Source organism: Peribacillus sp. NPDC097895 (assembly GCF_050277555.1).
Classification (GTDB): domain Bacteria; phylum Bacillota; class Bacilli; order Bacillales; family DSM-1321; genus Peribacillus.
This window is the reverse complement of sequence record NZ_JBNNSH010000001.1, coordinates 1,499,122-1,512,708: the sequence shown is the minus strand read 5'-3', so window position 1 is coordinate 1,512,708 and position 13,587 is coordinate 1,499,122. Positions and strand designations below refer to the sequence as shown.

14 protein-coding genes are annotated in these 13,587 nt (G+C 38.8%); 1 reads left to right on the top strand and 13 read right to left on the bottom strand.

Annotated elements, in window-relative coordinates:
* Positions 1-118 precede the first annotated feature (118 nt).
* From ACQKMH_RS07280 to ACQKMH_RS07260, 5 genes are all read right to left on the bottom strand, one after another.
* The gene (locus ACQKMH_RS07280; protein ID WP_427586748.1) at positions 119-1,996 is read right to left on the bottom strand and encodes an ABC-F family ATP-binding cassette domain-containing protein; all 1,878 of its coding nucleotides are present in this window, start codon (positions 1,994-1,996) and stop codon (positions 119-121) included.
* Positions 1,993-2,637, bottom strand: coding sequence for an HD domain-containing protein (locus tag ACQKMH_RS07275; RefSeq protein WP_427586747.1), 645 nt, complete (start codon positions 2,635-2,637; stop codon positions 1,993-1,995). The genes ACQKMH_RS07280 and ACQKMH_RS07275 overlap by 4 nt, the downstream gene beginning before the upstream one ends.
* A gap of 53 nt (positions 2,638-2,690) precedes the next feature.
* Entirely contained in the window at positions 2,691-3,536 is an 846-nt protein-coding gene (locus tag ACQKMH_RS07270) for a DegV family protein (protein WP_427586746.1), read from the bottom strand.
* A gap of 149 nt (positions 3,537-3,685) precedes the next feature.
* Positions 3,686-4,162, bottom strand: coding sequence for a glutathione peroxidase (locus ACQKMH_RS07265; RefSeq protein WP_427586745.1), 477 nt, complete (start codon positions 4,160-4,162; stop codon positions 3,686-3,688).
* 86 nt (positions 4,163-4,248) lie between these two features.
* Complete coding sequence (locus ACQKMH_RS07260) at positions 4,249-4,782, bottom strand: hypothetical protein (RefSeq protein WP_427586744.1); 534 nt, start codon at positions 4,780-4,782, stop codon at positions 4,249-4,251.
* Between the two features lie 170 nt (positions 4,783-4,952).
* On the opposite strand from ACQKMH_RS07260, the gene metA reads away from it, so the two are divergent.
* Positions 4,953-5,861, top strand: coding sequence for a homoserine O-acetyltransferase MetA (metA, locus tag ACQKMH_RS07255; protein ID WP_427586742.1), 909 nt, complete (start codon positions 4,953-4,955; stop codon positions 5,859-5,861).
* A gap of 95 nt (positions 5,862-5,956) precedes the next feature.
* Here metA and ACQKMH_RS07250 read toward each other — a convergent pair whose 3' ends face one another.
* The 8 genes from ACQKMH_RS07250 to ACQKMH_RS07215 form a co-directional block, all read right to left on the bottom strand.
* The gene (locus tag ACQKMH_RS07250) at positions 5,957-6,652 is read right to left on the bottom strand and encodes an AIM24 family protein (RefSeq protein WP_427587532.1); all 696 of its coding nucleotides are present in this window, start codon (positions 6,650-6,652) and stop codon (positions 5,957-5,959) included.
* A complete protein-coding gene (locus ACQKMH_RS07245) occupies positions 6,652-7,347 on the bottom strand; it encodes a class I SAM-dependent methyltransferase (RefSeq protein WP_427586741.1) in 696 nt (231 codons plus the stop codon). Before ACQKMH_RS07245 ends, ACQKMH_RS07250 begins: the two co-directional genes overlap by 1 nt.
* Before the next feature lie 286 nt (positions 7,348-7,633).
* The gene (mntR, locus tag ACQKMH_RS07240) at positions 7,634-8,062 is read right to left on the bottom strand and encodes a transcriptional regulator MntR (RefSeq protein WP_230160255.1); all 429 of its coding nucleotides are present in this window, start codon (positions 8,060-8,062) and stop codon (positions 7,634-7,636) included.
* Positions 8,063-8,164: 102 nt separating this feature from the next.
* On the bottom strand, positions 8,165-10,339 hold the full coding sequence (locus ACQKMH_RS07235) for a DNA topoisomerase III (RefSeq protein WP_427586740.1): 2,175 nt from the start codon (positions 10,337-10,339) through the stop codon (positions 8,165-8,167).
* Between the two features lie 566 nt (positions 10,340-10,905).
* Entirely contained in the window at positions 10,906-11,241 is a 336-nt protein-coding gene (locus ACQKMH_RS07230; protein ID WP_427586739.1) for a hypothetical protein, read from the bottom strand.
* Positions 11,242-11,915: 674 nt separating this feature from the next.
* The gene (locus ACQKMH_RS07225) at positions 11,916-12,230 is read right to left on the bottom strand and encodes a DMT family transporter (protein WP_427586738.1); all 315 of its coding nucleotides are present in this window, start codon (positions 12,228-12,230) and stop codon (positions 11,916-11,918) included.
* A gap of 40 nt (positions 12,231-12,270) precedes the next feature.
* Complete coding sequence (locus ACQKMH_RS07220) at positions 12,271-12,600, bottom strand: DMT family transporter (RefSeq protein WP_427586737.1); 330 nt, start codon at positions 12,598-12,600, stop codon at positions 12,271-12,273.
* A gap of 29 nt (positions 12,601-12,629) precedes the next feature.
* A complete protein-coding gene (locus ACQKMH_RS07215; RefSeq protein ID WP_427586736.1) occupies positions 12,630-13,502 on the bottom strand; it encodes a Cof-type HAD-IIB family hydrolase in 873 nt (290 codons plus the stop codon).
* Positions 13,503-13,587: the final 85 nt, after the last annotated feature.

Sequence of the window (13,587 nt, the reverse complement as noted above, 5' to 3'; positions counted from 1 at the left end):
CCTTTTACAAAACGTATCCATGTACTAGATATTATCACAATGACCTAAGATTCTCATGCAATTGAGATTGGCAAAAAAAAAGACTGGACCACTTTTGTCCCTTGGTCCAGTCACTTCCCTATTCCTCTTCCAATTTTTCCGCTAAATACGTCCATCTTTCCATCAAATGCTCTGATTTATCATTTAGTTCCTTTTCTTCTTCAAGTAGCAGGCGGACTTTTTCAAAATCGCTCCCCGCAGCTGACATTTCTGCCGTGATGTCTTTCAGTCTCATCTCGACCCGTTCCATGTTCCCCTCAATTTCTTCCCATTCCTTACTTTCCGCATAGGTTAGTTTTTTCTTTTTCTTTTCCGTGCGGTTAAGCTGAGGCTCTGGCGTTTTTACAGGTACTGTCTCCTCCGTCTTTTCTTCCAAGAACTCTGAGTAATTTCCATAATAAAAATCAATTTCTCCTTTGTTCTTGAAGACAAGAAGCTGATGGCACGTCTTATCCAGGAAATACCTATCATGTGACACGGTGATGACAACACCTGAAAACGTTTCTAAATAATCCTCCAGAACGGTTAAGGTTTGCGTATCCAGGTCATTCGTCGGTTCATCCAATAGCAGGACATTAGGTGCCGCCATCAATATGTTAAGGAGATATAGACGCCTTTTTTCTCCTCCGGACAGCTTGCGAATGGGCGTCCCATGCGAACCCATTGGAAATAAAAATCTTTCAAGCATCTGCGCTGCTGATATGAAACTGCCATCTTTAAGGGCGATTGAATCAGCTGTTTCCCGGATATACTCGATCATGCGGAGATTCTCATCCATATCGACGCTTTCTTGCGTATAGTACCCGATTTTCACGGTTTGTCCTATTTCCAGGTTCCCTTCATCTATAGGTTCCCGTCCTGCCAAGATATTTAATAATGTGGACTTACCACTGCCATTATTACCTACGATCCCAATTCGATCACCTGGTTTGAAGAGGAAGGAAAAATGGTTGATGATGGACTGATCGCCGAAAGATTTAGAGACATCTTTCATTTCCAGTACCTTTTTCCCAAGACGGGCACCAGTCAATTCCATTTCCAGGCTCTCGGTTTTCTGCTTATCTTTCACACCCGATTCCAATGTTTCGAAGCGTTGGATCCTGGCCTTTTGTTTTGTTGTACGAGCCTTTGCACCTTTACGGATCCAGGCCAGTTCTTTTTTGAATAGACTTTCTTTCTTCGTTCTTTCAACCGATTCGTTTTCTTCACGAATGGCCTTTGATTCTAAATAATCTGCATAGTTTCCTTTGTATTCGAAAAGTTGAGTTTGGGCGATTTCCCAGATTTTATTGGAAACCCGATCAAGAAAATATCGATCATGTGTTACAAATAAAACGGACTTTTGATATTTTGCCAAATATTCTTCAAGCCAGGTAATGCTTTCAAAATCAAGATGGTTCGTAGGCTCATCCAGAATCAGTAAATCTGGGGTCTCAATCAACGTTTTTGCCAGGGCAGCACGTTTTTTTTGGCCGCCTGACAGTTCCCCCAATTTCCTTGAGTGATCAGGAAGGCCAAGCTTGGTCAGGATCGTTCTGGCATTGGCACTTATATCCCAAGCACCAAGCGTATCCATATCCTGTTGCTGTTTTAACAAACGATCCTGTATTGCGCTATTTTGCGGATCAACCTGTAGTTGAACGAGCGTTTTTTCATACTCCTTGATCAGCGAAAATACAGGAGTTGAACTTTCATACATATACTCCATGATCGTCAATTTCTCATCAAAATCCGGATCTTGAGATAAATAAGAGATCGTATATTCATTCGGATGATCCTTCGTTCCCAAATCACTGTCTTCCAAGCCTGAAATAATATTTAATAATGTGGATTTACCTGTGCCGTTTATACCCACAATCCCGATTTTTTCCCCTTCGGTGATCGAAAAGGATACATCTTTAAAAAGAAGTTTTTCTCCTTGGGTTTTCATTACATGTTCCATGCTAAAAACTTTCATAATCGTACATCCCATTCCTTATAAAATTCCTCTAAAAAACTAACCATATATTCATGCCTTTCCCTTGCCATCTTTTTGGCAGTACATGTGTTGAGCATATCTTGCAAACGTAATAGTTTTTCATAAAAGTGATGAACGGAAGAGCTTTTACCAGTCCTGTATTCCTTCTTTGTCATATGTTCCCTAATGGGCAGGGAAGGATCGTACATAGGCTGTCCCTTTTTTCCGCCAAAAGCAAATGTCCTGGCTATCCCAATGGCACCAATTGCATCCAAGCGGTCCGCATCCTGAACAATTTCAGCTTCGATGGAAGAAAGCTTCGCGTGCCCAGAACTATATGAAATGGTGTTGATGATCCGTTTAATGGCCTCAACGCTATCCATGTCCATTTTTATTTCCTCAAACCACTCATCTAGCTTTTTCCAACCTGCAGCGTCATCCTCGTTTAATTTATCATCCGGAATATCATGAAGCAGGGCCGCCATTTCAATGATAAACTCATTCCCTTTTTGTTCTTCTTTTGCAATATGTAAAGCCAGCTTCCGAACACGATCGATATGGAACCAATCATGACCGCTGGCATCAGAATTCAATTGGTCATATACAAACTTCTCCGTTAATTCAACCATCGTTTGTTTCATTTCATCACTCCAAGCCCATTCTATTTTACCATGGTTCTCAATTACGGTGTGATTTAATCTTCATTGAACCAACTGATTCCAATCGTCTGTTCCCCTGTATGCACCCCGATGGCACTTCCTAGTGGGGATACATGGATCAACACATCGGGAAATTCTTCGGAAATCATCTTTTTCCATCTTTGTGCTTGCTCTGATATCGCACCATATAGTATCGTGCATTCTTTCACTTTTCCAGCTTCGATTGACCTTCGAAAATCAATGAAGATCAGTTTTTCTGCTTTATTAAGGTTCCGAGGCTTCGATTTAGTATGAAGCAGGCCATTTTCAATTGAAATGATGGGCTTAAAACTCAAAAGGCTTCCTAAAATATACTGTGCACTCGTTAACCTGCCGCTGCGATGCAGCTGATCTAAAGAACCTATTAATACATAGGTTTCATGATTATCCGCATACAGTCTCGTTTTAACGAAAGCATCATGGATGGAATGTCCACTATCAATATAATGCATAAGCCTTTTCATGATTAATAACATCGGAAAGGAAATGAGTAAAGTATCAAAAACATCAACGGGAATCGTAACCATTTGCGCAGCTTGCCTGCTCGCGGAAACGGTGCCGCTCAATTCACTTGAAAGATGCACGGCAATGATTCGATCATAACGTGTTTCAAGCTCCTTATATAACTCATGGAATTTGCCGACCGACGGCTGTGAAGTGGTTGCATTAACCTTTTCCTCACTCATCCTTCGGTATAACTCGTCTGGTAAAAGGTCAATACCATCTTCATATTCCTTCCCATCGATGATGACGATCATCGGAACGACGTATACATGCTCATTCAATGATAATTCTTCGTCTAAAGTCCCCGTACTGTCCGTTACCCAGGCGATTCGTTCCATGGTTTTCCCCCTTAATTGTTGTCTCCTATTATATTCAACTTCCCCACCATCTGTCTCCTTTCGAAAGCGATTGCATGCAAATAATTATATTTGACTCACAAAAAGAGCCCAACAGAAACTAAAGCTTCCGATGAACTCGATTTGAATCTTCATAATAATTTTTTTAAATCTTCTTCCATATCCAATGGTTTTGTTTTAGGAGCGTATCGACTGACAATCTTTCCATCACGGTCAATCAAGAACTTTGTAAAATTCCATTTTATCGATTTGGAACCCATCACACCTGGTGCATTTTCAGTCAGATAGCTGAATAAAGGATGGGCTTCCTTTCCCTTTACATTCACTTTTGCAAACATCGGGAAGGTTACACCATGATTCAATTTACAGTATGAATCGATTTCCAGATCATCGCCCGGCTCCTGATTCAAAAATTGATTACAAGGAAAACCTAGTACAACTAGACCCTCCTCTTTATATTGTACATACAAACTTTGCAAATCATCATACTGTGGCGAAAAACCGCATTTGCTAGCGGTATTCACTATAATCATCACTTTCCCTCTGTATTCCTCAAGCGAGATGGTTTCTCCATTGATTTTATTGACTTCAAATTCGTAAATGGACATGAATGTTCTCTCCCTTTAGTATGATGATGTCATTTTACCGTATTTAAACGTACGTTTGCCAACTTAAATAATCTTCCCTTTACCTATCATCCCGGAATTCTCAACGCTTGGATGGATTGTATCAAATACTCAACCATATCTTCCAAATCTTCCATTTGCTCTTCTTTTACAAGCCTTCCAAATGAAACTTTAAATACAGAAGAATGAATGGGTTCAGATTTTTTACTGACCGTTTCGCTCGTTTTCACTGTAATGATTCTTTGATCTCCCCAAATCTTTTCCAGATCATTCAAGAATGCTTCGGCTCTCACTGCATCAAGCTTTGTGGGAAAAGAAATGAAGACATCAACCGTGCAACCGGAATGTGTTTCATTCATATTGGAATCGAGCAGCTCCGAACTTAGATTCTGGAGTGAAGCATGTATCTCGATGGCACCGCTAATCGAAATGGGCGCCATTGATTCTTTCAATTCCATTTCAATCTTATATGATCTTGACATGGTAGAAAGGTTCACTATATCATCACGGCTTATGACCAATATATCTCCTAAGAAGTCACGATCATAAACTGCTCCTTCCAATACTACTTTCATGTTCTCAAATGCTGTGGGATCAAACAATCTCCATACACCTCTCCAACTTCTTAAGTTTATGTATTCATAATCTCCTCATTTTATCATTCTCGAGCAATTTCCTTCGTGAATTTTCAAGAAATTATTAAAATAGCTTTTCTATTTAGCAATTTTCTATATAATTAAAATATTATGATTTTTGGAGAAGGAGGCTAATCATGCCAATCAGAATTCCGGAACAACTGCCAGCTAAAGAGATTTTAGAACAGGAAAATATCTTCGTAATGGATGAGGAAAGGGCTACCAATCAGGAAATCCGCCCATTGAATATATTGATTTTAAACCTTATGCCCGAGAAAGAAAAAACAGAGGCTCAGTTACTGCGCTTTCTTGGCAATACTCCCATTCAAGTAAATATATCATTCCTGCGCTTGAGCACACATGAATCGAAAAACACAAGTAAATTTCATTTGGATCAATTTTATAAATCATTTGATGATATTCGCACAAAGAGATATGACGGCATGATCATTACAGGCGCTCCAGTAGAGAAACTGGAATTTACAGACGTTAACTATTGGGAAGAACTGCAGAGTATCATGAACTGGTCCGCTGAAAATGTCACATCGACCTTACATATCTGTTGGGGAGCTCAAGCAGCCCTTTACCATCATTATGGAATAGGCAAATACGAACTGCCAGAGAAATGCTTCGGCATATACACTCATGAGGTACTTGAACCAAATGAAAATCTAGTCCGCGGATTCGATGACTATTTTATGGCTCCTCATTCACGCTATACGGATATTGACTATCAAAAATTAGTGAACCATCCAGAATTGAAGATTTTGGCACAGTCAAATCAAGCAGGGGTATTGATGGCCGCTTCAGTTGATGGTAAAAGAATTATGGTGACCGGTCATTTCGAGTACGATGCCGATACCCTCGGTGAAGAATATAAGCGCGATAGGGAACGTGGAATCAATACACCACTTCCAGAAAATTATTATCCTGAAAATGATCCAACCAGGGTACCTCTTCATCGCTGGAAGAGCCATTGCAGCCTGATGTTCTCGAATTGGCTTAACTATTATGTGTACCAATCGACCCCATATGAGTGGGATTGAAAGGGTAAGGAAAATAAAGCTTACTCTTTTAAATGAGTAGTATGAATAGCCATGGGGAACAAAAAACCTGAGTCCATGCCTCAGGTTTTTTTGTTTCATGATTCTTTATTACCGAAATAGACTTCTTCAAAAGGTTGGACGACTACAAATCCCTTCCCCTGAAATTTCATTTGTACAGATTCCCCGCTTCCCCTTCCAAAAAACGACTTTAATGAAACATCCGTTACGAATTCAGGCTGCAGTTCCCCTGACCAAGCAACAGTGGCATTCGGGTCCGTATAGACTGGATTTCCGGGTTCCACCATTAAAGTGAGCGGCTCATAATGGGAAGTGAAGGCGACCATCCCTCTCCCCTCGAGCCTTACATTGAACAATCCCCCCGCCAATAACCCGGCAATGCGCCGCATCATTTTTATATCCCATTGAATACTCGGCTCAAAGGCGAGTAAATCGTTCCCGTTCACACAGATTGATTCCCCATTTAACTGTATGATTGAAATCTTCTTCCCTTGATCCGCGACATACAGTTTGCCGTTTCCGGTTGCTTTCATTAAAGATGCACCCTCACCAGTTAAGGCTTTTTTGAACAGTTTACCCAGACCATGTTCCAAGATTCCTTCCCGCTCGAATTTAATTTGGCCCCGATAAGAAACCATCGTCCCCATTTTTGCCCAGATTTGCTGTTCAAGATTAATTTCCAGTATCCGTTCCGTTTCAAGCTCAAACAAGCCTTGCCCTTTATCCTGCTGTTTCGTCTTTTCAACGAATTGATTGATTTCATACTTCTCCATCACTGAACACCCTCCTTTTGAAGAAGGAACAGCCACATGAACGATACAGCTTGCTTTAATTCCTTTGAAAAATGTCCTAATTTATTGTAGTCCACTCCTCTCTTCGCAACGCCGGTCTCAGCGATAGCTTTCCATCCCGTTTCTGCTGCCATTTTTTCAAATTCCCAAGGCTGCATGGTATTCATGATCACTTTGTCCCCTAATAATCGTTGAAAACTGAATTTTTTTCGTGGTTCCGCTGTCGGACCAAGTATGGCAAAACAGGCATAACCCCCAGGCTTTATTACCCGTTGAATTTCCTTCATCACGGTTAATGGTTCACCCGTATATTCCAAAGAATTAATGACCATTGCCGCATCCATTTCTTCATCTTTGAATGGGAGATTATTAAAATCTCCTCGAATAAAAGATAGATTAGGGTGATGAGCCGTTTTCCCTTTTGCAAATTCAATCATGACATTGGATAAATCGACGCCTGTCACTTCAAATCCCGCTTGGGCCAGTTTTACGGAACCCATTCCATCCCCACAGCCAATGTCAGCCACCTTCAATCCAAGTGGTACATATTCAGAAAAAAACGGGATTATGCTTTTTCGGCTGCCTGTTTCCCACATTTCTTGCGAATTCTTCGCCCATATAGGCGCAAATGCATCCCATTCCTTTTCCGTTTCTTTATGCCAAGTATGTAAATTCATCAGGCAATCATCCTCCCATTTACCCCCTATTTATATAAGTAACTGAAACAAACACTGAAATAACAAGGGGTCATAACCCGATCCTGTTAACGTTCAACTAAAACACCCATTTTCCAAATAAGGGGCTTCATATAACTATTCTGCTCTTACTTAATAAATCCTTTTTTAAACGACTTTTGCACCGTACTTCTTTAAACAACGTGTGTGGTAAAAGGTGAATGCCGAGTACTAGAAAGCATGTGATTATATCCTATTCATACAAATAAAAAAAACTGCCAGTGGCAGCTTATTTTGAATTTTCTTCATTCCTTTTTTGTATCTTGCGTAAATCCTCGACACGGTCAGGATTTTCCTCAAAGAATTCAACAAGGTCCCCAATCCTATCAATGGCATTCCAACTAAGGTGATGTTCAATCCCCTCAACATCTTGATAGATATTTTCTTCCTTGACCCCAATCAATCTAAGCATCTGTTCTAAAAGTTCATGACGGTATACGAGCCTTTTACCAACTTTTTTCCCATTTGCCGTTAAAACGAGACCTCTATACTTTTCATATATCAAATATTTTTCATGATCCAGTTTTTGAACCATTTTTGTAACAGAAGATGGATGGACGGAAAGATTTTCGGCAATATCAGAAACCCTTGCATACCCTTTTTCTTCAATAAGTAAATAAATTTGTTCTATGTAATCCTCCATGCTCGGTGTAGGCATTCGGATACCTCCCATTCAAACGCATATCTAAAAATTTTACTATATAAACGGCCCCGAAACAAGCAGATATCGTCTCAGGGCGCCTTTTAATGAAGTTTCTTCTCATGTTTGTTTAATGGCTTGTTCTGTCGGGAATGTAAAACTGATTTTCTTTTCGGAATCGGACCAAGATAAAATGGCATCAAAGGTCTTTTCTCCTTTTTTAAAACCGCTTATCAAATCCGTTTCCCCACTCGCCAACAGCTTTTTAATATTGGCTTGGCTGATTTTCTTATTAAGGATTTTTTTGGAAATCGTAAAGTTACACTTCGTTTTTTGATAACTCACACATCCGTAGAATTCCCCTTTATCGACAATCTTAGAACCGCATAGCATACAATTGCCCACTGATGCTGCGCTTCTCTTTTTAGAGCCGCTCCTTTGAATCGATTCGGTATCAAGCCCCTGAAAATCCCAGCTTTCCGATGACTCCACGGCATCACTGATAATTTTTGCTGACATCTTTTTAACAGCTTCCATAAAGACACCGGCTGAAGCCTTTCCTTCACCAATTTCCCTTAAACGCTGTTCCCATTTAGCTGTCATTTCAGGTGAAGCCAGGATTTTCTCCCCAATGGCCGTAATCAGCACTTTCCCTTTATCTGTCGCAAATACCTGATTTTTTTTGACATTAATGTACTTGCGATCTTTGAGCATGGTAATGATCCCAGCTCGGGTTGCTTCGGTACCAAGGCCCTCGGTTTTCATCAGCACCTTTTCCAATTCTTCATTATCCAGATGTTTTCCCGCCGTTTTCATCAAGGTGATCAACTGGCCCTCTGTATAGCGCTTTGGAGGCTGGGTCTTACCTTCTTTCACCTTTAAATTGGCGACCTTTCCGGTATCTCCTTGTAAAACGGACGGCAAAAGGACATCATCATCATCCTTGTCATTTTGGAAAATCACTTTGCGCCATCCCTCTTGAATCTGTTGCTTCCCTTTTGAAATGAATTCTGCCCGCTTATCGACGAGTGTTTTAATGGTAGTGTAATCAAAAATGGCTTTCTCATAATGAGCCGCAATCAACCGCCGTACTACCAAGTCATAAATATTCCGTTCTTCAGCGGAAAGTCGCTTTGGGTCGGTAACCTGCTCCGTCGGGATAATGGCATAGTGATCCGTCACTTTTTTTTCATTTACAAACCGTTTATTATTGATGATACTCGGTTGAGGCACAGGGAAAAGTGATTCATATTCAGAAAAGCCACTTAGTTTTTGCAATATATCGGGAAATGTCTCGGCTTCTCCCTCAGTCACATAATTGGAGTCGGAACGTGGATAAGAAACGATCCCTTTTTGATATAAACTTTGGACAATATCAAGTGTCTGTTTCGGTGAATATTTATAAATCTTATTTACTGTTGCTTGCAATGAGGAAAGATTAAATAATAAAGGGGGCTGAAACTCTTTTCTCTCTGTAGCCATTTCTGCAATTTCGGCTTCCTTACCCTTGCAAAAGGCGGCTATTTTTTCAGCCAGTTCTTTTGTCTTGATCCTCGAATCATTGTTCTGATGCCATTTCCCCTGATATTTCTTTCCATCCATCTTGAAATCGGCGAACACTTCCCAGAACGGTTCAGACTTGAACTGCTCAATTTCCATTTCCCGCTTCACGATCAAAGCGAGGGTAGGTGTCTGAACCCTTCCAGCTGAAAATACATCCGAAACGCCCCTTTGTTTCAATAGGATGCTATACGCTCGGGATGCATTCATGCCAACAACCCAGTCTGCACAAGCTCTCGTATACGCTTCATGATAAAGTGGCCTTGTTTTTTCTTCGCTCATCAGATTTTGGAATCCCTCATAAATGGATTTTGGGGTCAAAGAGGAAATCCATAAACGTTTCATCGGTTTATTGACGCTGCATAGATTGACGATATTTCGTACAATCAATTCTCCTTCACGCCCGGCATCCCCTGCATGAATGATTTCATCGACATCCGGTTTCCTAAGCAATGTCTTCACAACATTGAATTGCTTCGCCTTTTGCCGGGTCACTTCATATTGGAATCTCTCAGGAATCATCGGCAATGTATCCATCGACCATTTCTTCCATTTGGAATCGTACGTTTCCGGCGATACAAGTTGACATAAATGCCCGACAGCCCATGTTACATAAGCACCATCGGGAAAAAGTTCATTAGGCAAAATTTCTATATAGCCTTGCTGTTTCTTCGTTTTAAATTGTGCTGCTAGCGTTGAACCTTGATCTGGTTTCTCCGCAATGATTAGCTTCATGATCATCTTCACCTAATCCGTTACAAAATATCTTTCCTTATCATTATACCTTAATTATCACAATCGGCTAGAGATGACTTCGTTTTTACCATATTGATCTTAGAAACATGAAATAGCTGCTTAACTCTCGAGGCGAGTGGACGCTAATGATAAAATCCGTCCTCATATAGGCGGATTGCAAGGTAAAAAAAGCTTCACTAGACTGAGATGGTCAACAACTAGCAGAGGAAATGGCGTTTATACAAAAAGTCCCCCCTAGATTTACACTGTTTAGTTATTTATTGATACAAAAGCTAAAAGTATAGGTACTTGGTTAAGTAAATTTTTAAAAAGAGTAAGCGATGATCTTAGTTGGACGCAACTCAGCTATTTATTTTGTTATTAATTAAAAATACAAAGATAGCCGAATTACCTAAGGAAAAAATACTTAATAGAACTCTTACTTATTTTAATTGTATAAAAGAGTTGTTACCTGTTGAATGGAGTGATTATAAGCAATAAAGACTAACTCATATAGTCTGTTTAAATGCTTTGGCTATAGCCGGCAATAAAATTATTCCTTCAAATTATAATTTTGTTTCCAACCAGTTAAACATTAAAGAAGTAAATAAAAGAATGAGCAGTATAAAGATATTTGATTGGTCTAGTGAAGGAACATTGAAATATCTAAAAGGTGCTAGTGGTTCTAAACTCTTAGCTGAAGACATCATTGCCTCTGTAGAAAAATAATTCTTGAATTCCCCATTTTCAAATATTAAAATGGCCGAAAAATCAATTTGATTTTCGGCCATTCTTATGCCTTTTTCTTTGTAGGGAACTTTCCAGCTCAGTTCATGTATGTATTGTGCTAAAGCATCTGTAAAAAAAGAATCAACTGTAGCTTTGAAATAGAGATTGATCAAAAAGGGTTCTTTTCTAGTGATTTAGTATACAATTTTTATAAAATAGTTTGATTATTTTTTTAGTGATCATTATAGAACTAAACCAGCTAATAGGATGTCAATATCTTTCTCTAAAATTTTCATATCCCTTATGTTATTCTATTTTTGACGATTCCAAATAACCCTCCCAAACCCTTTTGGAAGGATTTTTCTTGATAGTTGCATAAAGAAAAAGCTGCCTTAAAGACAGCTCCAATCTTCAACTAAAGCACCTGTTATTACAATTAGAATAATTTTATTCTATATAATAAGTAAAAAATTTACATGAATTTGCTGCATATCTCCATCTTTATATTTTTCCATTGTTATAAAACCATCCTTCGGTAATGACCAAATTAGCTTAAATGCTCAATGAACCTCGAACCCTTTTATAAAGCCTTTATGTTCTCAATGATATAAAACCAAGAAGTAAAAAGATACTTGGGTCCTCGTGATAATGAGAGACTTCCCTACAATGGGGAGTCTCTTTTTTTTGAGCTATTTTTTCTAAACGTATATTAGCAACTAACTAGTTTAATAAAGGATATTCTTTTATCCAATCTTGAATTGTTTTCATCTCTCTTTTTCCTCCATAGGGATCATACCCTTCTTCTGTAAGTACTTATTTCCATTCAAAGTCCTGATCTTAATGTCAGTCAGGAAGTCATTTTAATACCTACAGTCCCTGCAATAATACACATAATCAATAGGCTTAATCTTAAACTTCTAGGTTCATTAAAGAAGATTATTCCGGCTAAAACACTTCCAACAGAGCCGATACCGGTCCATATTGCATAGGCAGTCCCCACTGGAAGAGAAGTTAATGAAAATGAAAGAAAATAAAAGCTTAAGCTCCCAAAAAAAAGACACGCTACAGAGGGGAGCAATTTTTTAAACCCGTCTGCGCGTTTCAAGCTTATAACACTACCAATCTCGGCAAATCCGGCAATAAGAAGAAAAAACCAATCCATTGAATCATCCCCTAACCTTGTATAAATCATTTCATTTCCTTTAATGTTTAGATTGTGCTGGACTAATTTTTATTCCAATTATTCCCAATAGCATTAAAGCCACAAAAAATACTTTAAATGGATTAATGGTCTCTTCCAAAAAAAGCATCCCAGTTACTACAGTTCCCACCGTTCCCAATCCAGTAAATATGGCGTAACCCGTTCCTAAGGGAATTGAATGTAAAGCTTTTGAAAGTAAAAAGAAACTAAAGATTATAATAACTACCGTTACTATACTAGGTATAATTTTGGTGAACCCGTGTGAATATTTAAGACCAATCACCCAGACAATTTCCAAAAGTCCTGCCATTATGATATATATCCATGCCATTTTATCGCACTCTCCTTCGGCATTGACACTTATTTTTGAACCACGAAGTTCTCCATATATCGATAAATCGCATAAGCTACCCCATTCTCATCATTTTTAAGGGTTGTCGTTGTACAAACAGCTTTTATGACATCTTTAGCATTTCCCATCGCTACGCTGTATCCAACTTTCTGAAACATGGATAAATCATTGTTGCTGTCCCCGATTGCCATAGCCTGATCTAAGGAGCCATTCATCAAGAAAGCCAATTTTTCAAGGGACATTCCTTTTGAAGCTTCTTTACTAGTAATTTCAATGTTATGATCAGCAGATGAAACAACCATCAACTCATCAAACTTTTTGAATTGGTTCCATGCTTCCTCTAATTTCTTTTTATCAAAAGAACATGCTAATATGTTATAGAATTCTTCCTCTTGTTTTAAAATATCATGATAATTTTCGACTAAAACATATCCAAACTGGTCAAATTGCCTTTCCGCTACTTCAACTAATTCTTTCATATCTGTATTCAAATCGGCGCTTTTCAAACTTTTAATCTCATTATTGAAATGTTCTCTTCCCTTTTTAAGAGTATAAATGGCTTTATCAGTAAACACTTCATAATAATAATTCCGTTCATCTAACCATTGGAGAATAGATTCGACACGATCTTTTGTTATCGTAATAGATGAAATGCACTTTCCGCTATTGGAATGAATGGTTGCGCCATTTGTCCCGATTACAAATGGGGAAATCCCGGCTTTTTCACAAATTGTTTGAACGTCAAAATAAGCCCGTCCTGTTGAAATAACTACTACAAAGCCTCTATCTTGGGCATATTGAATCGCCTTTATATTTTCTTCACTAATTTCATTCTGGTCGTTTAATAATGTTCCGTCTAAATCTATCGCAATGAAACTCATGCTATATAGCCCCTTTTCTCATTCTATCTATTAAATTCTCTTTCTAGCTTGTATACCTGCTATCAATAAAAATCCAATCAAAAAA